This is a genomic window from Prevotella melaninogenica ATCC 25845 (assembly GCF_000144405.1).
Classification (GTDB): domain Bacteria; phylum Bacteroidota; class Bacteroidia; order Bacteroidales; family Bacteroidaceae; genus Prevotella; species Prevotella melaninogenica.
In genome coordinates, this window is record NC_014370.1 from 1,216,845 (window position 1) to 1,238,642 (window position 21,798).

Annotated in this window: 20 protein-coding genes, 1 tRNA gene and 1 pseudogene; 12 read left to right on the forward strand and 10 right to left on the reverse strand. The window is 38.2% G+C overall.

The window, feature by feature from the left end:
• Positions 1-9: 9 nt before the first annotated feature.
• The 4 genes from HMPREF0659_RS04855 to HMPREF0659_RS04870 form a co-directional block, all read right to left on the reverse strand.
• Positions 10-786: a dihydroorotate dehydrogenase electron transfer subunit gene (locus HMPREF0659_RS04855; RefSeq protein WP_013263939.1), complete on the reverse strand. Its 777-nt coding sequence runs from the start codon at positions 784-786 to the stop codon at positions 10-12.
• 211 nt (positions 787-997) lie between these two features.
• Positions 998-1,390: a cysteine peptidase family C39 domain-containing protein gene (locus tag HMPREF0659_RS04860; RefSeq protein ID WP_044045883.1), complete on the reverse strand. Its 393-nt coding sequence runs from the start codon at positions 1,388-1,390 to the stop codon at positions 998-1,000.
• A 7-nt stretch (positions 1,391-1,397) separates the two neighbouring features.
• Positions 1,398-2,105, reverse strand: coding sequence for a hypothetical protein (locus HMPREF0659_RS04865; protein WP_013264830.1), 708 nt, complete (start codon positions 2,103-2,105; stop codon positions 1,398-1,400).
• 248 nt (positions 2,106-2,353) lie between these two features.
• Positions 2,354-2,770, reverse strand: a complete 417-nt coding sequence (locus tag HMPREF0659_RS04870; protein ID WP_036924431.1) for a hypothetical protein — start codon at positions 2,768-2,770, stop codon at positions 2,354-2,356.
• 239 nt (positions 2,771-3,009) lie between these two features.
• Here HMPREF0659_RS04870 and HMPREF0659_RS12990 point away from each other — a divergent pair.
• Positions 3,010-3,274, forward strand: a pseudogene (locus HMPREF0659_RS12990) (IS1380 family transposase); the annotation flags it as partial.
• A gap of 730 nt (positions 3,275-4,004) precedes the next feature.
• Here the strand turns inward: HMPREF0659_RS12990 and HMPREF0659_RS04880 are convergent.
• Both HMPREF0659_RS04880 and holA read right to left on the reverse strand, forming a co-directional pair.
• Complete coding sequence (locus tag HMPREF0659_RS04880; RefSeq protein ID WP_174254478.1) at positions 4,005-4,475, reverse strand: helix-turn-helix domain-containing protein; 471 nt, start codon at positions 4,473-4,475, stop codon at positions 4,005-4,007.
• A gap of 837 nt (positions 4,476-5,312) precedes the next feature.
• The gene (gene holA / locus HMPREF0659_RS04885) at positions 5,313-6,338 is read right to left on the reverse strand and encodes a DNA polymerase III subunit delta (protein ID WP_013264141.1); all 1,026 of its coding nucleotides are present in this window, start codon (positions 6,336-6,338) and stop codon (positions 5,313-5,315) included.
• A gap of 223 nt (positions 6,339-6,561) precedes the next feature.
• On the opposite strand from holA, the gene HMPREF0659_RS04890 reads away from it, so the two are divergent.
• The 3 genes from HMPREF0659_RS04890 (at position 6,562) to HMPREF0659_RS04900 (ending at position 8,793) form a co-directional block, all read left to right on the forward strand.
• On the forward strand, positions 6,562-7,011 hold the full coding sequence (locus tag HMPREF0659_RS04890; protein WP_013264664.1) for a type I restriction enzyme HsdR N-terminal domain-containing protein: 450 nt from the start codon (positions 6,562-6,564) through the stop codon (positions 7,009-7,011).
• 138 nt (positions 7,012-7,149) lie between these two features.
• Positions 7,150-7,959: a DnaJ domain-containing protein gene (locus HMPREF0659_RS04895; protein WP_013263813.1), complete on the forward strand. Its 810-nt coding sequence runs from the start codon at positions 7,150-7,152 to the stop codon at positions 7,957-7,959.
• An 87-nt stretch (positions 7,960-8,046) separates the two neighbouring features.
• Positions 8,047-8,793, forward strand: a complete 747-nt coding sequence (locus tag HMPREF0659_RS04900; RefSeq protein WP_013264667.1) for a peptidylprolyl isomerase — start codon at positions 8,047-8,049, stop codon at positions 8,791-8,793.
• Positions 8,794-8,898: 105 nt separating this feature from the next.
• Here the strand turns inward: HMPREF0659_RS04900 and HMPREF0659_RS04905 are convergent, their stop codons facing one another.
• Genes HMPREF0659_RS04905 through HMPREF0659_RS04915 form a run of 3 tightly spaced genes read right to left on the reverse strand, consistent with a single transcriptional unit; the run spans position 8,899 to position 9,964 of the window.
• On the reverse strand, positions 8,899-9,240 hold the full coding sequence (locus tag HMPREF0659_RS04905; protein ID WP_044045885.1) for a TM2 domain-containing protein: 342 nt from the start codon (positions 9,238-9,240) through the stop codon (positions 8,899-8,901).
• A 60-nt stretch (positions 9,241-9,300) separates the two neighbouring features.
• A complete protein-coding gene (locus tag HMPREF0659_RS12975; RefSeq protein ID WP_316905116.1) occupies positions 9,301-9,681 on the reverse strand; it encodes a DUF2752 domain-containing protein in 381 nt (126 codons plus the stop codon).
• 4 nt (positions 9,682-9,685) lie between these two features.
• Positions 9,686-9,964 carry a CD225/dispanin family protein gene (locus HMPREF0659_RS04915; RefSeq protein ID WP_036924459.1) on the reverse strand — a complete coding sequence of 93 codons (279 nt, stop codon included), beginning with the start codon at positions 9,962-9,964 and terminating at the stop codon, positions 9,686-9,688.
• Between the two features lie 951 nt (positions 9,965-10,915).
• Here HMPREF0659_RS04915 and HMPREF0659_RS04920 point away from each other — a divergent pair.
• The 4 genes from HMPREF0659_RS04920 to HMPREF0659_RS04930 all read left to right on the forward strand — a co-directional run bounded on the left by HMPREF0659_RS04920 (position 10,916) and on the right by HMPREF0659_RS04930 (position 13,883).
• The gene (locus HMPREF0659_RS04920; RefSeq protein ID WP_013263980.1) at positions 10,916-11,983 is read left to right on the forward strand and encodes an agmatine deiminase family protein; all 1,068 of its coding nucleotides are present in this window, start codon (positions 10,916-10,918) and stop codon (positions 11,981-11,983) included.
• 87 nt (positions 11,984-12,070) lie between these two features.
• Complete coding sequence (locus HMPREF0659_RS04925; RefSeq protein ID WP_013264962.1) at positions 12,071-12,955, forward strand: carbon-nitrogen hydrolase; 885 nt, start codon at positions 12,071-12,073, stop codon at positions 12,953-12,955.
• Between the two features lie 362 nt (positions 12,956-13,317).
• On the forward strand, positions 13,318-13,494 hold the full coding sequence (locus HMPREF0659_RS13025; RefSeq protein ID WP_394330195.1) for a glycoside hydrolase family protein: 177 nt from the start codon (positions 13,318-13,320) through the stop codon (positions 13,492-13,494).
• 8 nt (positions 13,495-13,502) lie between these two features.
• Positions 13,503-13,883 (forward strand): hypothetical protein, encoded by a 381-nt coding sequence (locus HMPREF0659_RS04930; protein ID WP_226893164.1) that lies wholly within the window; start codon positions 13,503-13,505, stop codon positions 13,881-13,883.
• 698 nt (positions 13,884-14,581) lie between these two features.
• Here HMPREF0659_RS04930 and asnA read toward each other — a convergent pair.
• Positions 14,582-15,619, reverse strand: a complete 1,038-nt coding sequence (gene asnA, locus HMPREF0659_RS04935; RefSeq protein ID WP_013264855.1) for an aspartate--ammonia ligase — start codon at positions 15,617-15,619, stop codon at positions 14,582-14,584.
• Positions 15,620-15,899: 280 nt separating this feature from the next.
• Here asnA and HMPREF0659_RS04940 point away from each other — a divergent pair.
• From HMPREF0659_RS04940 to HMPREF0659_RS04955, 4 genes are all read left to right on the forward strand, one after another.
• Positions 15,900-15,973: transfer RNA gene (locus HMPREF0659_RS04940), tRNA-Arg, on the forward strand.
• A gap of 343 nt (positions 15,974-16,316) precedes the next feature.
• Entirely contained in the window at positions 16,317-17,504 is a 1,188-nt protein-coding gene (locus HMPREF0659_RS04945) for a dicarboxylate/amino acid:cation symporter (protein ID WP_013264651.1), read from the forward strand.
• Between the two features lie 324 nt (positions 17,505-17,828).
• The gene (gene pepT, locus HMPREF0659_RS04950; protein WP_004360103.1) at positions 17,829-19,052 is read left to right on the forward strand and encodes a peptidase T; all 1,224 of its coding nucleotides are present in this window, start codon (positions 17,829-17,831) and stop codon (positions 19,050-19,052) included.
• Between the two features lie 217 nt (positions 19,053-19,269).
• On the forward strand, positions 19,270-21,540 hold the full coding sequence (locus tag HMPREF0659_RS04955; RefSeq protein ID WP_013264961.1) for a cation:proton antiporter domain-containing protein: 2,271 nt from the start codon (positions 19,270-19,272) through the stop codon (positions 21,538-21,540).
• The last annotated feature ends 258 nt before the right edge of the window (positions 21,541-21,798 follow it).

Here is a 21,798-nt window from a genome sequence, read left to right on the forward strand (position 1 = left end):
CTATCTGTTTTATTCTCCCCACATCAATCTACGTGTATCGAAGACTGGACCTTCCGTACAAACGCACAAATTTCCTTCTGTCGTTTTCTCTACACAGCACAGACAAGCACCAACACCGCACGCCATCATATTCTCTAACGAAGCCTCGCAAGGAATTGATGCCTGATGGGCATAACGTGCCACTGCCATCATCATTGGCTTAGGACCACACGTAGAGATACGGTCAAAATGCTCTGTGGTCAGGACAGAATGGTTTGTAACAAAACCTTTCTCGCCTGCAGAACCATCCTCAGTAGTTATACATACCTTACCATACTTCTCGAAAAGCGACACCTCTGCTAAGTCGGCTTCTGTACGAGCTCCCAACAAAAAGACAGGCGAACCGCCAGCATCCTTTATCTGCTTACCAAAATAAAGCAACGGAGCAACGCCAACACCACCGCCTACAAGTAATACTCGTTCTGACGGACTTGCCAAAGGTGCAAACGTATTGCCCAAAGGAAGCACGCAGTTTAACACGTCACCTTCACGTAGACGTGCAAGCGTGTGCGTTCCTTCTCCAACAGTTGCAACAAGCAGCCACAACTCATTACGCTCTTTATCAACGAAATTAATAGAAATAGGACGGCGAAGAAAGGTAGAAGGCGAGCCGTCCACTCTCACCTCTACAAACTGACCAGGCAGCATCTCTGGAAGCGGTTTCTCATCTGTCAGCTTAATAAGGACATTCCTTGCATTGACACGCTCCACAGAAGATACCTTCAAGTCGAGGACATACTTCTTCATCTTGCTTTGCTTTTTAAAACTATGCAAATATAGGTAAAATATCCCGATTATAGACTGATTGAAGAAAAAAACAGAAAGAAATCCTTTCAAAACGAGTAATGCCCATAAACATCTATCGCATTAATAATACAATTAACACCTTTATATATAATCAGAAAGAAACAATCTTATGCTTTTTCTGTCTCCGTGCTATAATTCAGCACATAATGTGTTAGTTCCTAACACACGTGGTGTGGATGATTAGCACGATACGTGCTAAGGGAGTAAACATCTCGAAAATAACACAAAAAAACGCGCAACCCTTCTTCGTCTTCTTGATTTTATATAGCACTACGAAATGGTTCTGATTCCAATGAAGAATACAGGGTAACGGCATCTCATCAATCAATTGAATAAGACTCAATTGAGTGCCAACTGTATGGAATTCAATCTTTTCGGCAGCTATACTAATACCATATAAAGATACACCTTCATTAGATATATTGCATAAATCATGAAGGTGTTCTATATTATAGTTTTTGCCATAAGACTTACTAATCATAGCTAAACACGTCGGACCGCAGTCCATTGCGTCATATTGTTGCAAAACTGGGAATCTCTTCATTATTTTATCATTGGTTGGCTATTATGATTCTCCTGGTTATATCTGTAAAGCCTTCAAGAGTTTTCCCTATGCGAGGAAGCATCTCTGGTTGCGTTACATCCCAATGATATAGAGCAGGGAAAGGGTAGTTTTTTTTATCTGCTTGTATGATATAAACAATAGCGTAGAAATTGCCTTTAAGCATTAGACGATCAACACACAACACTCGTTTCTTCGATGGCGAGATAATGAGGTTTCGCCAAAAGTCTCCAATCTCTAGTTTACGTTTACTATTCCATTCATCAGCTAATTCTCCTACACAATCACCATTGATATTCAGAGAGTAGTTAGGCGCCCACTCTTGATTTTCGTTGTTAAGTCTTAAGATAATAAATTTATCAGCAGACACGAATTCTACCCTCTTGTCCTTAAATGGTAATTGGTTGATGCTTGCTTTAATCAAATCATAAGCTGCATATCGATTATTAAAATTCGACTGGTTTATGAAATTTAACGTATAACCACCAGTATAATTAGGGGACAGTAAATCTTTTCTCAACGGATATTTAACATTCGTCTTAAAATTGATGACCTCAAATGTATTTTCGTTCATGCTTAGCTCTGATGAATCTATAAATCCGAAATTAGAGCTACTGCATCCTGTAAATAGGGAAGCGGCTAACATTATAACTATTACATATTTCATTGTATATTTATTAGAATCGATGTACTTCATTTGTCTTGGTATTTGAAAGATGTTTTTTTGTTTATAGTTAAAAGTATATCTAAAGTTTCACACCCAAATAAATAGATGGAAAAATAACAGTTTGTCGAATTTTCTTTGTAAATCCTTAATTCACTTTCTTTGTCCAAAGCCTACCATTGCTCATATCTGCTTTAGGAGTGTCTCACCCTTATGAGAAGCATCGATAAAATGAATATAATATTCCTCATAACGCTTTATATTTGATGACCAATACGAATTCATTTTAATTTCTTCAACCAAAACAATGTATCATCCCGTTTTAGATTTTTTCTCCAATCTCTTATATTGTTGCCTAATCCAAAGAGTAGAATAGCATCTTTATCATAAATATCATAGAGGATCAGATTTGCTGCAAAATCGGTCTTCTTATCAGATAATAAGTGCCTCCACATTTCCTTTTCTATTTTCTTAACGATACTTTTCTGTTTATCTGTCAACTTAACACGCACTCTATAGCCCTTATTTATAATAGGAACACAGGTGTCACATGCGACTAAGAGGATATTATAATGAAGTTTATCATTCTTTATAAATGATAAGTTATTCGATGAATATGTGTTATTTAACTGCTGATTATTACAGTTAGTTGTAATAACAAGCATTACGCCAATCAATAGTAAGCCAAATCTTTTCATATCTATTTTTTATTGTTTTCGTAGTGCTTTACCTTGTTTGATATCATCTTTTCTGAGTGAGGTATTGGGAGATAATATCTTCCGTAAGTTTATATTTTTATTTTTAGCCTTAATTCCGCAGCATAAATTCTTGTGAGAACTCCAAGTGCCTGAGAAACAAAGTTCTCAAAACACTTGGATATGTCAGAATTTTCACCTATCTTGGTGCTGCAAACATAACAAGTAAGCAAAAATCTGACATGACAAAGGTAGCAATTAAAAACGAGAGTATCACTTCTTTCGGAAGAATTAATCACATCATGGACGTTTTTTCAAACTTGGCCTTTGAAAAACTTACCGAATCCGTGTTGGGCAGACGCGGATGCAGCGGCAAGGCATTCAGCCATGGAAGCATCCTGAGCTCTCTCTTCTTCAGTTATCTTTGTGTGAAGATTGTCCAGAATATATCAATGCGCTTACAAGACAGTTCAACCAGGGCCTGGCACACAGCTACCTTGTGCTGACCTTACCAATACTGAACATCTACCGAGATTTACAATGAACATAAAACAAGCGAGAAGAACATCGACATACAAAATATTGACCTCGTAAACTCACATCTGCCCCTTTTCTTTTATGATTGAAAATATAGTTTTTATGATGAATACTTCTGAATACAAACAAAATAGAGCAAAATTTTCTATACATAACTCGAAGAGTAAGAAAAGAGACGATAAGATACTATGTAATTGCTTTATCAAGTTTAAATAAATAGTCCGCTTCCTACATACGATTCCTTAGATTTACACTTTCCTGTCACTACTGTCATCCAAAGAGAGTTTATAACTAATTAGTTTATAAGGAGTTTGTACTAAATGTTAAAATGACAGCAAACTAAATCGAAAATAGTTTTGTAAGTAAACGCTTAAAATTAAGTCTATCGTAACACTTCAAAACTCTGGATAGACATGATAAAAACGTAAGAACCCAGTAGTATTAAATTAAGAGAAAAGACCTTTGTGGGCTTAAAGTTCGTTTGCATACTATAACACCTATTTCTTTATAGTAAGAGCAAATACATCAAAATAGAAACAAAGGCTTGTAAGAAAGACTACATAGATTCTTATAGAATAATGTACGCTACTTAGAAATTGTTTTAAGGAGAATCTAATCTAACTTTGCACTCGGAAGTTAACGAATACGTTTACAAACTCCGAGTGCTATTCTTTAAATATCAATTTCGCATTCCGAAGACTTACTTCTTTGGTACAAAAGTCTCCCATGTTTGGTCATCAAAGAAGATACGAATCTCCGTGATACGACGTTGCGGCTTGTCAATATATTTTACCTCTGTGCGAGATGGACTTTTATACATATTATCACTATATGGAGAGCTTATCTGTTCTGTCTCTGGCTGTGAGGATGGAGTAGGATAAGGAAAGTCAAGCACACCCTCAGAGACTCCTGTAGACATCATCTCAGCTTCTCCAGCTGAAGAATTAGGTTCAGTAACCTGATCCTTAAACATAGGTCCTTGTCCGTACAGAAGCCAATCAAGATTAATCTTTGTGAACTTACTCTTGATAGCTTCAACTGTATTTAGAGTCGGTTTTGTTCTTCCAGTAAAAATACTACTGAGAGATGCTGATGAGATTCCTATGAAATCTGAGAAAGTTTGTTGAGTCATATGCTGACTCTCCATAAGCTGTCTGATTCGATCTTTCATATCCAAATTCTATCGTTCGTTAGCAAATAGAGAAGTTTTTTAGCTGATTAGCCACTTCTCTAAGAACTTTACAAAGGTAAACATAATATTTTAAATATCAAAATAATGAGATAATGATATTTCATTTGTATATCTAACTTTTGATATTTACATTTTACAAATATAAAGAACTAAGTATGTGTAATTCTAATACACTTTTACAAAACGATATATACAAACCTATACGATATCAAAGAAATAAATAAGCAGAAAACTCTAAATTACTGGCTATAAACAACCTTTATTGCCGTATACAAACCTAAAATAGCAGAATATGCAATAAAAAGGGGGATAACAAGAGTTTAAGCTGATAAAAGTATCAATAAATTATAATAAAATGCTGATTAACAACGTATTATATATTATAACTGCTTAATGTATGAAAATACATATTGATTTGTAAATACAAATATTCTAATTTTAATTTGCAAATACATTTTTGTATGTGCAGTTTTTAATACAAAAATTATTCCTATTCCTCAACATATACAAATATAAAGTATAAAAACATCTGCTTTCTATTTTACAAAACCAAAACTAAAAGAATGTGAAATATAAATCAGCTATTACGAAAAATTACCATTTTTTGCGTGCTTAAAGTATTTACGAACAAGGATAAAGAAGACGAAAAATACGCGAAAAATGAATAGGGTAAAATGAGCTAACTACCCTATTACTCAATAGAAAACATAAAAAAAGCACCCTTTTCAGAGTGCTCCTTTTAGCTTAAAAAATTATGATTTCTGATAAAAACAGGAGATTTTTATGCTTCAAAAGCGTCAAAAATCCTTCTATTTTTTAGTGAAGTATGAAGAAAATTAGCTCTTTCATCAAATCTCCTGCACCAGTATTAGGATTATCTAATCCTTTACTCTTCCCATCGATGTCTCGAATCTTAGAAATTATCTCCATCGTTTTGCGAGCGGAATAATTCTTTTGCCCTATTACAAAATCTTTAGCTCCCCATGTATTACGCAAATCTAAAGCAGCAGCAATATCTTGTTCCGTATTTTTTCGAGGAGAATAATGAACTATCATCAAACTTTGGAAATAAGAAAAGAGTAATGGAAGGAAAGAATAAAGAGAACCAGCCTTTGGATTATTGTCAAAATATTTCACAATCTGATTTGCTTTAAAACAATCCTTCTGTACAATCGCATTTCTAAGTTCAAAAGTATTGAAGTCTTTACTGACACCTATCTCCTTCTCCACTACTTCTGGGGTGACACGAAGATTATCTGCAGGAAGAGAGATAAGCACCTTATCCAACTCAGAAGTGAGGCGACTTAAATCCGCACCAATATGATCAGCAATTATCTGACACGCCTTTGAGTCGATACTAACTTTTCTCTCCTTCAAATAACTTTGGATAAAATCTGGTAGCTGATAGTCGCGCAACTTCTTACTTTCAAAAACGACACCGACAGCCTGTGCCAATCCTACAGCTTTTTTACGTGCGTCAATTTTCCCGTTTTTATGGCACCATACAAGGATGGTTGATTTTACGGGATTTTTGAGGTACTTCTCTAATGCTTCCAAAGAACGAATATTCTGCGCCTCTTTGACGATTATCACCTGATACTCCGCCATCATAGGATAACGTCGTGCCATATCCGCTACCTGAACAGCAGTAACGTCTGATCCAAAACAGATAGTCTGATTAAAATCTCTTTCCTCTGGAGATAGAACATGCTCTGATATATAACCAGAAATCTGATCGATATAATAAGACTCTTCCCCCATCAGCATATAGATGGGAGCAAACTTCTTATTCTTCAGATCCTGCATAATACTCTGAAATGTTGGTCCTTGCTTTGCTGGCATTTACTTTTTTATTAACTTTGCATAAAAGATAAACCATATATAGAGGCAAGAAGACTGAGATTATAAGTCCTATATTGATAGAAAACTATCTTAGGAAACATATCTCCCTATATCTTGCTGTATGGTCTTTCATGCAAAGTTAATAGAAAAGAGATAGAAAACAAAATTTTCATTTGACTTTCACTATACACCTTACACCTTATTATATATAAGATATTTAGATATGATGCAGCTTAACCTCCCTCCTTATCAGATTAGAGTAAGAGAGGAAAACGGACGAAAGCAGATTTTTGATGTACTTCGCAGGAAGTATATAGCACTTACGCCAGAGGAATGGGTGCGCCAGCACTTTATTCATTATCTCATTGAACATAAGAGCTACCCTGTTACCCTACTTGCTAACGAGGTTCCACTACAAGTTGGCGAGAAGAAAGTCCGTGCTGATAGCGTGCTTTACGATAATCAGCTTCGTCCGAGGATGATTATTGAATACAAAGCACCTACCATACCATTAACACAGAAAGTATTTGAACAGATTTCTGTTTACAACCTCCTACTCCACGTTGATTATCTGATTGTATCAAATGGCTTAGATACTTATATCTGTAAAATGGATTATGAGAATCAAACATACGCATTTCTTGAGACGATTCCAGATTATCAAAACATTTAACAATACAATTGTATAATCCTCATATAGTCTTCTTATTAATCTTTACAATCAATAAGCCAACATATTTTGGCACTATCTTTGTTTATAGGTCAGTATGAAACTATAAACAGGTGTTATTTCATATAAATAGAAGATGATATGGCAATAGGCAAATGGATTGGTGGCGCATTAGGATGGATACTTAGCGGAAGTATGCTGGGTGGTTTAGTTGGCTATTGTATAGGAACAATGCTTGACGAAGCATTTGCAGGCGATAATAGAGGTGGTGATAGGCAGAACGGATATGGCGAGCAAAGTCATTTTGGAGGCACGCGTCCGTTTGAAGAAGACCGCAACTCCTTTTTGTTCTCTATGCTTGTCCTTTCCTCTTACATTATAAAAGCCGATGGAAAGATAATGCACTCTGAGATGGAATATGTACGCCAATTCCTTCGTCATAACTTCGGCGAGCAGGCTGTAAGCCAAGGAGAATCAATTTTGCTAAAGTTATTTGATTTACAGAAGCAACAAGGCCCTTACCAATTTAAAGAAACAATCCGTAAGAGCTGTGTTGAAATACATTTTCATACAAGTGTCAGTCAACGCCTACAACTACTAAACTATCTTGTCATCATAGCAAAAGCTGATGGCATCGTAAGCCCAGAAGAAGTTGTTGCACTGAAAGAGATTGCCTCATATCTTGGGCTTTCTGCGCAAGACATAGAGTCCATGCTCAACTTAGAAAGTGGAGCAAAAGCAAGTAGCAACATTGAAGATGCTTATAAGGTGTTAGGCATATCTCCATCAGCAACTGATGATGAAGTCAAGGCTGCTTACCGCAAGATGGCACTTAAACATCATCCAGACCGTGTTTCTACGCTTGGAGACGATATCCGAAAGGCTGCTGAAAAGAAGTTCCAGGAGATTAACGACGCCAAAGAAAGAATCTATAAAGCAAGAGGACTGTGAGGAAAGTGGACAGTTTTATAATTGACAAGTAAATGCTAATCAATTCACAACAAACATCTTCATTAAGAAACAATCATAAATTGCACTATGGCAACAAGACTTAAAATAAAAACAACAGAAGGTGATATCATTATTCGCCTTTATGACGAGACTCCAAAACATCGTGATAACTTTTTAAAGCTTGCAAAGGAAGGGTATTTCAATGGTACACTCTTCCACCGAGTAATAAAGGATTTTATGATACAAGGTGGAGATCCCGATAGTAAGAATGCTCCGAAGGGTAAGATGTTAGGTACAGGTGGACCAGACTATACCATTCCTGCTGAGTTTGTGTATCCACAATACTTTCACAAGCGTGGTGCATTGAGTGCAGCCCGCACAGGTGATGAAGTTAATCCTGAGAAAGAAAGCAGTGGTAGTCAGTTTTACATTGTATGGGGAAAGACCTTTAAACCTGCAGAACTGAAACAAATGGAGCATCAGATGGCAATGCAACAAGAGCAGCAGGTATTCAATCAGCTTACAAGAGAACATCACGAGGAGATAATGAATTTAAGACGTAATCGTGACCGTGTAGGACTGCAAGAGCTACAAGACAAACTAATAGAACAAACAAAAACAACTTGTAAGCAACAAGGTAAGCCTTCCTTTACAGAAGAACAAATAGAGGTTTATACTAATGTTGGTGGTACTCCTTTCCTCGATAATCAGTACACCGTCTTCGGTGAGGTGGAGGAAGGCCTTGGTATCGTTGAACGTATACAAAACTGCGATACAGACCGCAACGACCGTCCAACAGAAGATGTTAAGATAGAAACTGTAGCCTTATTGTAAGCCTACATAATGAAACATAAAATGACATAATATCCTTGTATAGTTATTCCAGCAAGAAATAACTATACAAGGATATCTTATTTAACCCAGCAGGTTTAATCTTTCTTAGCGAAGATAGTATGACAGAAGTTCCAAGTTCTTCTGCTTAGTAGCATCTACTATCAAGAAGATATCTATAAGCCACCAGATACCACAACCACCACCTGTCAACAACTTACCAATACCTAAACCAACATCACCAATATAAAAACGGTCAACACCGAGTGTCCCGATAAATATTGACAAAAGAATTGATAGCAAAGGATCTTTCATCTGAGACTGGAGAGCCAATATCTCTGACTCACTAATATCAGTGTTTTCCAATCTTGTACGAACACTCGGAATACTTCCTGCAGGGATTTTTGATGAAAGCATCATCAACATATGATTCACCTTTTCTGATTCCATAATGATTATCTTAGGTTTAATAATTTACATAACTTCACATGCTCTCAAAACCCATATCCACTATATCTTTAGGATGTTTCTTACAATAAACCAAATGAAAAAGAGGATTATATACAACCATATAAGCCGCTTATCTTCTATTACCTTTGTGAGACTATCCTTAGCCTTCCCTTTTGGAAGTAAGGCACGTACTCCAAACGATAATATGTATGGTCCAGAAAATAGAAGAAAATAATTATAGTGAATTGCTTCTGAAAACCGCCCTTGCAATAAAGCATGCAACGCACGTTGAATGCCACAACCAGGACATTGTAACCCTGTTGCGACCTTAAGGAGACATTTAGGTGCCCATAAAGTCGTAACAGGGTTATAGAAATAATACAGAATTAATAGGGAGGCTCCCAAACAGAGCCAACCTATACACTTTATAGTACGTTTCAAGGATTTAGTGAGATCCAGCCATTGTGCTCAATGCAGCCAAACCACCGAAGCAAACAAAATAAAGGATAGAACCAATTAGACCCACAACAATACCAATAATACTCCACTTTTTAGCGTCATTAGCAGCTAAAACAGCTTCATCGTATTGTTTCATCATATAAAGCTCATTCACCTTCATAGCGCGAATGATTGCATAAATACCTGCTGGCAAGCAGCAACATACAGTTGTGAAAATCGCAAGAGCCAAATTGTTATTTGGCTTAGGAGTGTTCATTTCTTCCATAACTTTTTTTGAGCCGACTCCCCATGGCATTCTTTTTTTGTTTTATTATTTGAACCACGTTGCTACTATGGTGGGGAAGTCTTAAGTGACACCTCTTCACAAACAGGTTATTGTTTTCAGCTATTACTTAACCGAGGACAAATTTAAGTAATTTAGATTAAATATACAAGCTAAAGAAAAACTTTTCTTTCTATCATAAACAAAAAAATTACATTTTAAACAAATATAACATTTACAAATAAACCAAGAAAAGCGAGTAAACCTATATTAGTTCATCTATCCACAAATACATCAGGGATTCTTTAACATGTTAAAACTATCACAAAACTTTATACATTCTTCCCTAAGTTCATAAACGAAGTCAAATAAACCGAGAAACTTCCATAAACAATAATCGGATTAAAGTCAATTGACTCTAACCCGATTCTTTTTTATATTCTCTCAATTATTCTTCTTAACTACATGCGAATCGTGCAAGAATAAGTCTGTTTCTGATTTATGCCAAACAGTTTACACGACCTATATTGTATTCACGAATGACATTTGTCATATAATGAAACATCTTACGCATAACACTCATATTCTTTACTTTCTCTTTCATAACGTTTCCTTTCCTCTATTGAGTTATACAATCTTTTACCTATGTCCCTATTGAGACTGAAGCCCTTTCAGTGGCTACCTCTTTGTTATCCTATTGAGGTGCCGTTTGTGTTGTTTTGTGCTTGCAAAGTTAGTACACTTTCCAAAATCTCACAAAGGAAACTTACACTTTCACTTTGTTTTTCCATTAAATTTTGACCTGCGTCAATAAGATTGACACGTATCAATCCCGCTATTTGACATATATCAACCCATGCGTGCCTTTATATCAACATCCTCTAAACGAATATATTATAATAAAAAAGAAGACGGAAAGACAAGTATCACATTTTCTTTTCTTATCTTTGCACTATGAACACAAACGAAAATCATAGCTTTCGATTACCTGCAGAGTGGGAACCACAAAGCGGAGTTATACTGATATGGCCGCACGAAGATACTGATTGGCGTCCTTATCTTGAGGAGATTACTGAAGTTTATCTCCAGATGGCAGATGCTATTACCCGATACGAGGCATTGCTTATCACAGCACGTGAAACAGAAATGGTAAGTTCCTTACTGAAAGGAAGGCTGACAGAGGAACAGATGAAACGTGTAACGCTCTTTACTTGTGACAATAATGACACTTGGGCACGAGACGTTGCACCGATTTCGCTCATAGCAAACAAAGCATCGAAAGATAGTTTCCATCCCCTTCGTCTACTTGACTTCTGTTTCAATGGATGGGGTGAGAAGTTTGCAGCAGAAAAGGATAATAGAATCAATCGTCAGCTTCACGAGGCAGGACTCCTCCAAGGAGTATTAGAAAACCACAAGGATTTTGTATTGGAAGGTGGTTCGATAGAAAGCGATGGAAGCCATACACTCTTTACAACAACGAGTTGTCTGATGGCACCACATCGTAATCAACCTCTCACACAAGAGGATATAGACAAGCAATTACGCCTTTTCTTTCCAAATGTAGAGCGAGTTATATGGTTAGATTATGGTCAGTTAGCAGGTGATGATACAGACGGACATATTGATACTATCGTACGTATTGCACCAAATGACACCTTATTATATATAGGATGTGACGATAAGGAGGATGAGCATTATGAGGACTTCCAACTCTTAGAGGAACAGCTAAAACAGCTCCGCACACAGAAAGGTGAGCCTTATCGCCTACTTCGTCTCCCTATGCCTGATGCTATCTATGATGATGACGAGCGTTTGCCTGCAACACACGCAAACTTCCTTATCATCAATGGAGCTGTACTTGTTCCAACCTACAACCAACCCGAAAAGGACAAAGAAGCTTTGGACACAATTCAAGAAGCTTTCCCTGATCGTGAAATCATAGGTATTGACAGCCGTACTATTATCAGACAGCATGGTTCCATACACTGTCTGACAATGCAGCTACCAGCAAACGGATAAAACCACTCTTCGTTTGAGTTGGTAACAAATGGAATAGTAATAAAAGAATACAGAACAATAAACATAAACAGGGCTAACACCTTTATTATGAGAGAACTTAAAATAGGCTTTCTACAACAACATAATGTTGAGGATATCAAAAACAATATAGAGCGATTGGCTGAGGGAATTACAAACTTAGCACAACGTGGTGCGGAACTTGTTATCCTCCAAGAACTGCACAATTCACTTTATTTCTGTCAGACAGAAGATGTGAATAAGTTTGACTTGGCTGAGACTATACCGGGTCCCTCTACTGGCTTTTATGGTGAGTTGGCACGTGAACTGGGTATTGTCATTGTGACATCACTTTTTGAAAAACGTGCACCAGGACTTTATCATAACACAGCCGTAGTGATAGAGAAGGATGGTAGTATTGCTGGTAAATATCGCAAGATGCATATTCCAGATGACCCAGCTTACTATGAGAAGTTCTACTTCACACCAGGTGACCTCGGATTTCATCCAATTGATACAAGCGTAGGACGCCTTGGTGTACTTGTATGCTGGGATCAGTGGTATCCCGAAGCAGCCCGTCTAATGGCATTGCAAGGTGCAGATATGCTTATCTACCCTACAGCTATTGGCTACGAAAGTAGTGATACAGACGAGGAAAAACAGCGTCAGCGTGAAGCTTGGACAACAGTCATGCGTGGTCATGCCGTTGCTAACGGTTTGCCAGTAATCGCTGTAAACCGTGTCGGTCATGAACCCGACCCAAGCGAGCAAACTCAAGGTATTCAGTTCTGGGGAAGCAGTTTTGTTGCTGGACCACAGGGAGAACTACTCTATCGCGCTTGTGACAACGATGAGGACAGTGTTATTCTCAGCATCAACCTCGACCATAGCGAGAATGTACGCCGTTGGTGGCCTTTCTTGCGTGACAGAAGAATCGATGAGTATGGGGAGATAACTAAAAGGTTTATAGATTAAAACCTTCGCCTAACTCTTCCGAAGGAGGGGAAAAGCTCCACCACTCTCCAGAATCAACGGTCACTCACTGAAGGGAAGTAATGAGAGAGGGAGTCTTAACGGAATAAAAGATTCTCTCTTTATTAATAATTACAGCTTGATAGGACTTAAATAAGGTTCATCCGACATTTCGAGTGATGAACCATAAGCTCTTATATTCATATAGTTACGAAGTAATAGCCTCCACTAAAAGCCTATAAAAAGCCATTTTATAAAAACAAAAAATCATAATTCAAGCTTTTCTAAAGTCGACGTTGCCGAACTGCTGTGCGACATCGTTAAATCCTTTTATATAAAGCTGTTATTAATGGAGATATGATGCCATTTGCTCATTTGCATTTAATATCGGAGTTGGAAGAGGATTTCCTTCTTCCGAATTTTTGAAAGAACTAAATAAAGGGCACTATGATGGGACACTGATGCTCCATTGGAGACGTCCAAGCGAAATAATAGGGAGAAGGAAAAAAGAGGTTGAATTGTTTAATCATGGAGTATACTAGAAATGAGAATGAAAATGTTAATTTTAATTGGCTTCATCACCGTAAGTTGTACATCAGTACCTAACAAGAAGTGTATTGTACAAAAAAATCAAGTAAGAGTCATAAAAACAGAGAAATCTACAGCATTCAAGTATTTACAAGGTATTTGGATAATACCACATGCAGCTGATATACGAATTGTTTTCAAAAATGACTCTACTTTTGAGTTTCATGATTATAACTCAATCAAAGATTCTATAGAGATTTTAAAAGGTATATATGTATTAAATAATGATCAACTTACACTTAGATATACTGATAGACCTCAACAGAAGTTTATCTATCACTTTGGCAGATATGAGGACGAGCGTTATATTAGAAAAGGAAAGTACTATTTTGTAAAACAATAAGTCACGACTTGAGAGTGATTTAATCCCCCCCCTTTCGGGGCAGGGGTATTTGTGGTACAAATGGTAATTTGTGGTACAAAGACACACCTTGCCAGTATAAAGAAAGAGAAAGTTTGTTATGTTCCATAAAGTAACCTTTCTGGGGTGCTTTTAATAGACGAGAGTTCAAAGTTCAAAAAGTAAGTCAAGAGATAAGTTTGGGCCTTCAGTATTTTGGAGTGATAGTGTTTAATATCTGATTATCAATAACTTTTATAATTTAAACACTTTTATATCCCCTTTGTTTACTGATATTAAAGAATACAAAGTACTAATTTAAAGGTTACGAAAGTTGTTGTTGTATCACATGGGTTATACACGCTATAAAACGCTTATAATGAATTATTTACAAATCTTCTTTACTAACAAGTGGCATAAAGGAAATTATCGCATCACTCCAAATTTCGGAAGAGCCTTAAATAACATCTCCTTCCACACGGAATATGATAATAAGTAGAACTTATCTAACAAGATAGTGCGACTTAATATGCCATCCGCACCATTGGTGTTTACCATGAGCACCACACGTGCTGAGCATCAACACATAGGCTGGATATGGATTGAGAGTTGCAATTGTTATACAAAAAGAGCCATACCAAACTTATTTTTAGAGTTTGATATGGCTCTTTTTTAGTTCTATAAATATAATATGTAAGCTTCTAAATCAACGGCATTCCTGCCTCTTCGCACTCTCTTCTCATTTCTTCTGGCCAGATACTTGCTTGTATCTCACCAATATGCGCCTTGTGCAACATTATCATACAAAGACGGCTCTGTCCGATACCGCCACCAATACATAACGGCAGTTTGTCTGAGAGTAACTGCTGATGGAAGAAGAGTTGCTGACGTTCTTCTTGCTTCTCTATCGTCAACTGACGGAGTAAGGCAGTCTTATCCACACGGACACCCATAGACGAAAGTTCTATACTACGATCTAAGATAGGGTACCAAATGAGAATATCACCATTCAAGCCAGTCTTACCATCTTCTGCAACAGTTGACCAGTCATCATAATCAGCAGCACGTCCATCGTGCTTCTCACCATTACTTAATCTACAACCAATACCCTCAATAAACACCGCACCATACTTCTTACAAACCTCATCTTCACGTTCTTTTGCTGTCATTGTAGGATACATATCCAACAAATCTTGCGCATGAATAAAATGAATTGTCTGTGGAAGGAAGGGTTCTAACTGAGGATAGGTCTCACAAGTAAGGAACTCTGTACGAAGGATAGCAGCATAAATACGACGAACGACATTCTCTAAAAAGCTACGTGTTCTATCGCCTTCGGTGATAACCGCCTCCCAATCCCATTGGTCAACATAAAGTGAATGAAGGTTGTCTAATTCTTCATCGGCTCGAATAGCATTCATATCTGTATAGACACCATAGCCCGGTTGAATGTCATAGTCAGCCAACGTCAGTCGTTTCCACTTTGCCAGAGAGTGTACTACCTCAGCCTCAGCTTCTCCCAAGTCCTTAATCGGAAAGGAAACAGGACGTTCAACACCATTCAAGTCATCATTGATACCTAATCCTTTCAACACGAACAACGGTGCTGTAACACGACTTAGTCGTAATTCGGTAGCTAAGTTCTGCTGAAAAAACTCCTTTATAAGTTTGATACCCTGCTCGGTTTGACGTTTGCCAAGTACTGCTTTATATCCTTCTGGCTTTATCAGTTGACTCATTATGGTTCCTTTCTTTTTATGGTTTATCAGTTATTTCAATTGCACACAAAGGTATATATTTATTATCAAACTGAGAAACAAACATCGCCTTAATCTTACAAAATAACATATTTCATCTACTAATTGCAACTTTATGATAGTTTACATCTGATATTCCCACTTGTTATAAAGGATATTACTAAGTTTTGAAAACATCACTTCTATATCATAAACTTTAACAAGAATGTTTACTGTTCGTTTGGAATTATGCAAACTTTACTGTATCTTTGCACAATCATTAGGCTCCGTAGCTTAGCTGAATAGAGCGTCAGATTCCGGTTCTGAAGGTCTTGGGTTTGAATCCCAACGGAGTCACAAAAAGTGACAACTTTCTGATGACATTTAGCTGAATGAGGTTAGAAAAATGTTCTGAAGGTCTTGGATTTGAATCCCAACGGAGTCACGAAAAAGTGGCAAAACTCCCTAATAGAGTCACTAAAAAGTGACAGTTCTTTGATGACATTTAGCTGAATGAGGTCAGAAAAATGTTCTGAAGGTCTTGGGGTCTGAATCCCAACGGAGTCACAAAAAGAAGAAACAGAACTCCCGATGGAGTCATAGATTGTAACAAAGGATGTATGGTTGTTTACTGTTCATCCTTTTTTTGTTCAACCGCGTTAGCTCAGAAATCGAATAATTCATCTTAAAAGAATAGAGTATGCAAAAGAAAATCAAAATTGGACTACTACCACGTGTTATCATTGCCATACTACTTGGCCTATTCCTTGGCTATTATCTCCCAGACCCAGCAGTAAGGGTTTTTCTGACATTCAATAGTATTTTCAGTCAGTTCCTTGGCTTTATGATACCACTGATTATCATTGGATTGGTAACGCCTGCTATTGCAGGAATCGGAAAAGGAGCTGGTAAGTTATTGCTTGCAACAGTAGCGATAGCCTATGTAGACACGATTGTAGCAGGTGGCTTGTCCTACGGAACAGGAACATGGTTATTCCCTTCTATGATTGCTTCTACAGGAGGAGCAATACCACATATTGACAAGGCAACAGAACTTACACCTTACTTTACTATCAATATTCCTGCAATGGTTGACGTGATGAGTAGTTTAGTTTTCTCATTCATTGCTGGATTGGGTATTGCATATGGTGGTTTGCGCACAATGGAGACTCTCTTTAATGAGTTCAAAACCGTTATTGAGAAAGTGATAGAGAAGGCTATTATCCCTCTCCTACCCCTTTATATCTTTGGAGTCTTCCTCAGTATGACCCATAACGGACAGGCGCGACAGGTGCTCTTGGTGTTCTCACAGATTATCATTGTTATCCTCGTCCTTCATGTTCTCATCCTTATCTATGAGTTCTGTATTGCAGGTGCTATCGTTAAGCATAATCCTTTCAGACTACTGTGGAACATGTTGCCAGCTTACCTGACTGCATTAGGTACAAGTTCGTCTGCAGCAACAATTCCTGTAACACTGAAGCAAACAGTGAAGAATGGTGTCAGCGAAGAGGTAGCAGGATTTGTCGTACCACTTTGTGCAACAATTCACCTCAGTGGTAGTGCAATGAAGATCACAGCTTGTGCTTTGACAATCTGTATGTTAACAGACCTACCACACGACCCAGGACTATTCATTTACTTTATCCTCATGCTTGCCATTATTATGGTAGCAGCTCCTGGTGTACCTGGTGGAGCAATTATGGCAGCCTTAGCACCTTTATCAAGTATCTTGGGTTTTAACGAAGAGGCACAAGCATTAATGATTGCCTTGTACATAGCTATGGACAGCTTCGGTACAGCTTGCAACGTAACAGGCGATGGAGCTATAGCCCTTGCAGTCAATAAATTCTTTGGAAAGAAAAAAGAAACAACTGTTCTTTCTTAAGGAATGCAATAGCTTGTGAGGTTTAGGATATGAAACTATATAAAACAAGAGTTGCTGTCACTTCCGTCAGTCGCGACAAAGATATAACTAATTAGTTTACAATAAGTTCATGCCAAATGTTAAAATGACAGCAAAGGGAATAAAAACTAAACTCATGGAATGTATAGTAATATCCTATTCAGCATAATAAGAAATCCTAAAAAGAAACAGCAGATGCTCTATCATTAGGCATTCTCAAAATTAAATAGTATCTTTGCAAATGACAGACTGCAATTAGCAGCACTGACACAGCAAAAAGATATACAACTAAATATCCGTAACATCATGGAAATAGTAGAAAGATTTATTAACTACACCAAGTTTGACACACAGTCGGCTGAAGATTCAGAGACAGTGCCAAGTACACCGAAGCAACTCATCTTTGCGAAATATCTCAAGGAGGAACTTGAGCGTGAAGGATTGAAAGATGTAGAAATGGACGAGATGGGCTATATCTACGCCACTCTCCCTGCCAATACAAAGAAGAAGATTCCTACAATCGGTTTCATTTCTCACTACGACACAGCACTTGATGCAAGTGGTGCTAATGTGAACGCCCGTATCGTAGAGAACTACGATGGCGGTGATATACAACTGAATCCTAATATGGTCAGCTCTCCACGAATGTTCCCAGAGCTTTTAGAGCATAAGGGAGAAGATCTCATCGTAACAGACGGTACAACCCTATTGGGTGCTGATGATAAAGCAGGTATTGCAGAGATTGTACAAGCGATGTGCTTCCTCCGCGACCATGATGAGATTGAGCATGGTGACATCCGTATTGCTTTCAACCCAGACGAAGAGATTGGTATGGGTGCACATCACTTTGATGTAGAGAAGTTTGGCTGCGAATGGGGCTATACCATTGATGGTGGCGACCTCGGTGAGCTTGAATATGAGAACTTCAATGCTGCTGGTGCTAAAGTGTTTATCCATGGCGTAAGCGTTCATACAGGTTATGCTAAGGGGAAGATGGTAAACGCCAGTCGTTTAGCATGTGAGTTCAATAACATGATTCCAGAGACAGAGATTCCAGAAGAGACTGAAGGTTATCAAGGTTTCTATCACCTCATCGGTATTGAGAGTCGCTGTGAAGAAGCTAAACTCAGCTATATCATCCGTGACCACGACCGTGAGCATTTCGAAGACCGCAAGCGTTTCATGGAGAACTGCGTGAAGAAGATGAATGAGAAGTATGGTGAAGGAACTGTTGAACTGAAGATGAACGACCAGTACTATAACATGAAGGAGAAGATTGATCCTAACATGCATGTTATTGAGTTAGTTCTTCAGGCTATGCAGCAGGCAAATGTAGCTCCAAAGGTACAGCCTATCCGTGGTGGTACGGACGGTGCACAGCTTTCATTCAAGGGCCTTCCTTGTCCAAACATCTTTGCAGGTGGCGTAAACTTCCATGGTCCATACGAATTTGTTTCAGTTCAGGTAATGGAGAAAGCTATGCAGGTTATCATTAATATCTGCCGACTAACGGCTGAGTTTAATGATTAACTACAGAAAATCAATTAGTTAAAGATATCGTACCGGAGTTAAACCAACACTTTTATGAACTATATATTTATGTTGGTTTAACTCCTTTTCTTTTAACTATGAGATTTTCAACTATAACCCACCTCTCCCACAAACAACACATACAAGATTACTCATAATAAGGTATTGGTTTAACATCCAACTACCCCACTAACTCCTCTAACTCCATAAAATATTTATGTCAGAACTACCCGAATTGGTCCAAGACCTTGCCCTTATTCTCGTTGTAGCAGGATTTGTAACACTTCTATTCAAGAAACTCAAACAACCATTGGTATTAGGATACATTGTAGCAGGTTTTCTTGTATCACCCCACATGTCTTATACCATGAGTGTTGTCGACAAAGACGATATACAAACATGGGCAGACATTGGTGTCATCTTCTTATTGTTCTCATTGGGATTAGACTTCTCTATTAAGAAGATTCTCAAGATGGGAGCCTCCCCCATCATCGCAGCCTGTACTATCATCTTCAGTATGATGCTCTTAGGTGTCATAGTAGGACACAGTTTCGGATGGAAAGAGATGGACTGTATCTTCCTCGGAGGTATGGTCGCAATGAGTTCCACAACCATTATATACAAAGCCTTCTCAGATATGGGACTCACACAGCAAGGCTTCGCTTCTACCGTGATGAGCGTACTTATCTTAGAGGATATCCTTGCCATTGTGATGATGGTAATGCTCAGTACCGTTGCCAGTGGTAACAGCCCTGATGGCGTACAACTTCTTGGAAGCATCATGAAGATTGGATTCTTCCTCGTTTTATGGTTTGTTGTCGGTCTTTTTGCCATTCCACTCTTCCTTCGTTCTGTCCGTAAAATCCTTAACAGTGAGACCCTGCTTATTGTGTCATTAGGCTTCTGTTGTCTTATGGCTGTTATATCAACACAGGTAGGTTTCAGTGCAGCCTTTGGTGCTTTCGTCATGGGAAGTATCTTAGCAGAGACAGTTGAGGCAGATAAAATTATCCGCCTTGTAGATCCGGTAAAGAATCTCTTTGGAGCTATCTTCTTCGTCTCTGTTGGTATGTTGGTAAAGCCTGATGTTATTGTACAATATGCTATACCAATCCTCTTACTTGTTATAACAATCCTCGTCGGACAGGCGCTGTTTGGAACCTTAGGCTATCTTCTCGGTGGACAGACCCTCAAGAATGCTATGCGCTGTGGATTCTCAATGGCACAAGTTGGCGAGTTTGCCTTTATTATTGCAACATTGGGAAAGTCCTTAGGTGTTATCAGCGAATTCCTTTATCCGGTTGTCGTAGCCGTATCAGTTATCACAACCTTCCTCACTCCGTATATGATTCGTGCGGCAGAACCATGCTATAATATCCTCATTAAGCATCTTCCAAAACGATGGGTACGTCGTCTTACTCATATTCAGACAAACAGTGCTGGAGAGAGTGCATCATCTGACAACCATTGGAAAGTTCTTATGAAGAAGATGATACTCAATACTCTTATCTATGGTATTCTCTCTGCTGCTGTCATCGCTATCATGTTCTCTGCTGCCCTACCCATCTGTAGAAACTTATCTATAAAATGGACGGGCAGTCACTGGATTGGAAATGCTGTATGTGGATTCCTTACAATCCTCTTCATCGCACCTTTCCTACGTTCTATTGTAATGAAACAGAATCACTCAGAAGCGTTTAAGGCACTTTGGACAGACCGCCGTATCAATCGTCTACCTCTCACTGCAACCATTCTTGCACGTGTACTTATTGCACTCAGTTTCATCTTCTATATATGTAACTATCTCACACGCTTTAAGAATGCATTGATGATTGCTGTTGCGGTGGGCTTATTGATATTGATGCTACTATCTCGTTGGCTCAAGAAACGAAGTATTACTTTGGAACGTCTCTTTATCCAGAACCTTCAAAGCCGTGACATCGAAGCACAAAAACAAGGAAAGAAGAAACCACTATTTGCCAATCACCTGATTGATCGTGATATTCATATCGCCAACCTTGAACTGCCTGACGACTCGCTATGGGCTGGTAAGACTTTGTATAGTTTGAAGCTCCGAAATCGCTTTGGTGTGCATATCAGTAGTATTCTTCGTGGCTCCAAGCATATCAATATTCCGAATGGCGGCACGATTCTCTTCCCTGGCGACAAGCTGCAAGCCATTGGTAATGATGAGCAGCTAACAAAACTTTCGAAAGCAATGAAGGCTGAACTACAGCCAACGATTACGGACATAGAGAAACATGAAATGAAACTCCGCAGTTTCACTATCTCTAAAACAAGTCCTTTCATAGGAAAGACCCTTAAAGACAGCGGTATTCGTGATGAATACAACTGTATGGTTGTGGGTGTTGATGAAGGACAAAAGAACCTCACACTCATCACTCCTTCCCGCAGCCTGCAGGCAGGCGACGTTCTATGGGTAGTAGGTGAAGAAAAAGACTTAGAACGTATCCTTGCATTAGGATAAAGTCCTTCAGGCTTATTAGCCCTCATTACTGGATTAAGTAATTGGACTAATAAGCCTGAATTGTATATAAACACTTCTCTCCACATCTTATCATTAATCATCAATCATTGACTCAGAGAGAGAGGGATATTGCCTGCTTTATCATATATTTTCACGTCTTTATTTTCAAAAGAGTACAAATTGCATTTTAATTAACGCCCAATTGACTTGTAATAAATGCCCTTTTGCACGGTTACTAACGCCCTTTTGAAAGTCAAT

What these genes read in the sequence shown, in the direction of transcription:
- HMPREF0659_RS04855 (WP_013263939.1), bottom strand. Translation starts at nt 786, where the DNA reads ATGAAGAAGTATGTCCTCGACTTGAAGGTATCTTCTGTGGAGCGTGTC.
- HMPREF0659_RS04860 (WP_044045883.1), bottom strand. Translation starts at nt 1,390, where the DNA reads ATGAAGAGATTCCCAGTTTTGCAACAATATGACGCAATGGACTGCGGT.
- HMPREF0659_RS04865 (WP_013264830.1), bottom strand. Translation starts at nt 2,105, where the DNA reads ATGAAGTACATCGATTCTAATAAATATACAATGAAATATGTAATAGTT.
- HMPREF0659_RS04870 (WP_036924431.1), bottom strand. Translation starts at nt 2,770, where the DNA reads ATGAAAAGATTTGGCTTACTATTGATTGGCGTAATGCTTGTTATTACA.
- HMPREF0659_RS04880 (WP_174254478.1), bottom strand. Translation starts at nt 4,475, where the DNA reads ATGAAAGATCGAATCAGACAGCTTATGGAGAGTCAGCATATGACTCAA.
- holA (WP_013264141.1), bottom strand. Translation starts at nt 6,338, where the DNA reads ATGCCAGCAAAGCAAGGACCAACATTTCAGAGTATTATGCAGGATCTG.
- HMPREF0659_RS04890 (WP_013264664.1), top strand. Translation starts at nt 6,562, where the DNA reads ATGATGCAGCTTAACCTCCCTCCTTATCAGATTAGAGTAAGAGAGGAA.
- HMPREF0659_RS04895 (WP_013263813.1), top strand. Translation starts at nt 7,150, where the DNA reads ATGGCAATAGGCAAATGGATTGGTGGCGCATTAGGATGGATACTTAGC.
- HMPREF0659_RS04900 (WP_013264667.1), top strand. Translation starts at nt 8,047, where the DNA reads ATGGCAACAAGACTTAAAATAAAAACAACAGAAGGTGATATCATTATT.
- HMPREF0659_RS04905 (WP_044045885.1), bottom strand. Translation starts at nt 9,240, where the DNA reads ATGGAATCAGAAAAGGTGAATCATATGTTGATGATGCTTTCATCAAAA.
- HMPREF0659_RS04915 (WP_036924459.1), bottom strand. Translation starts at nt 9,964, where the DNA reads ATGGAAGAAATGAACACTCCTAAGCCAAATAACAATTTGGCTCTTGCG.
- HMPREF0659_RS04920 (WP_013263980.1), top strand. Translation starts at nt 10,916, where the DNA reads ATGAACACAAACGAAAATCATAGCTTTCGATTACCTGCAGAGTGGGAA.
- HMPREF0659_RS04925 (WP_013264962.1), top strand. Translation starts at nt 12,071, where the DNA reads ATGAGAGAACTTAAAATAGGCTTTCTACAACAACATAATGTTGAGGAT.
- HMPREF0659_RS04930 (WP_226893164.1), top strand. Translation starts at nt 13,503, where the DNA reads ATGAAAATGTTAATTTTAATTGGCTTCATCACCGTAAGTTGTACATCA.
- asnA (WP_013264855.1), bottom strand. Translation starts at nt 15,619, where the DNA reads ATGAGTCAACTGATAAAGCCAGAAGGATATAAAGCAGTACTTGGCAAA.
- HMPREF0659_RS04945 (WP_013264651.1), top strand. Translation starts at nt 16,317, where the DNA reads ATGCAAAAGAAAATCAAAATTGGACTACTACCACGTGTTATCATTGCC.
- pepT (WP_004360103.1), top strand. Translation starts at nt 17,829, where the DNA reads ATGGAAATAGTAGAAAGATTTATTAACTACACCAAGTTTGACACACAG.
- HMPREF0659_RS04955 (WP_013264961.1), top strand. Translation starts at nt 19,270, where the DNA reads ATGTCAGAACTACCCGAATTGGTCCAAGACCTTGCCCTTATTCTCGTT.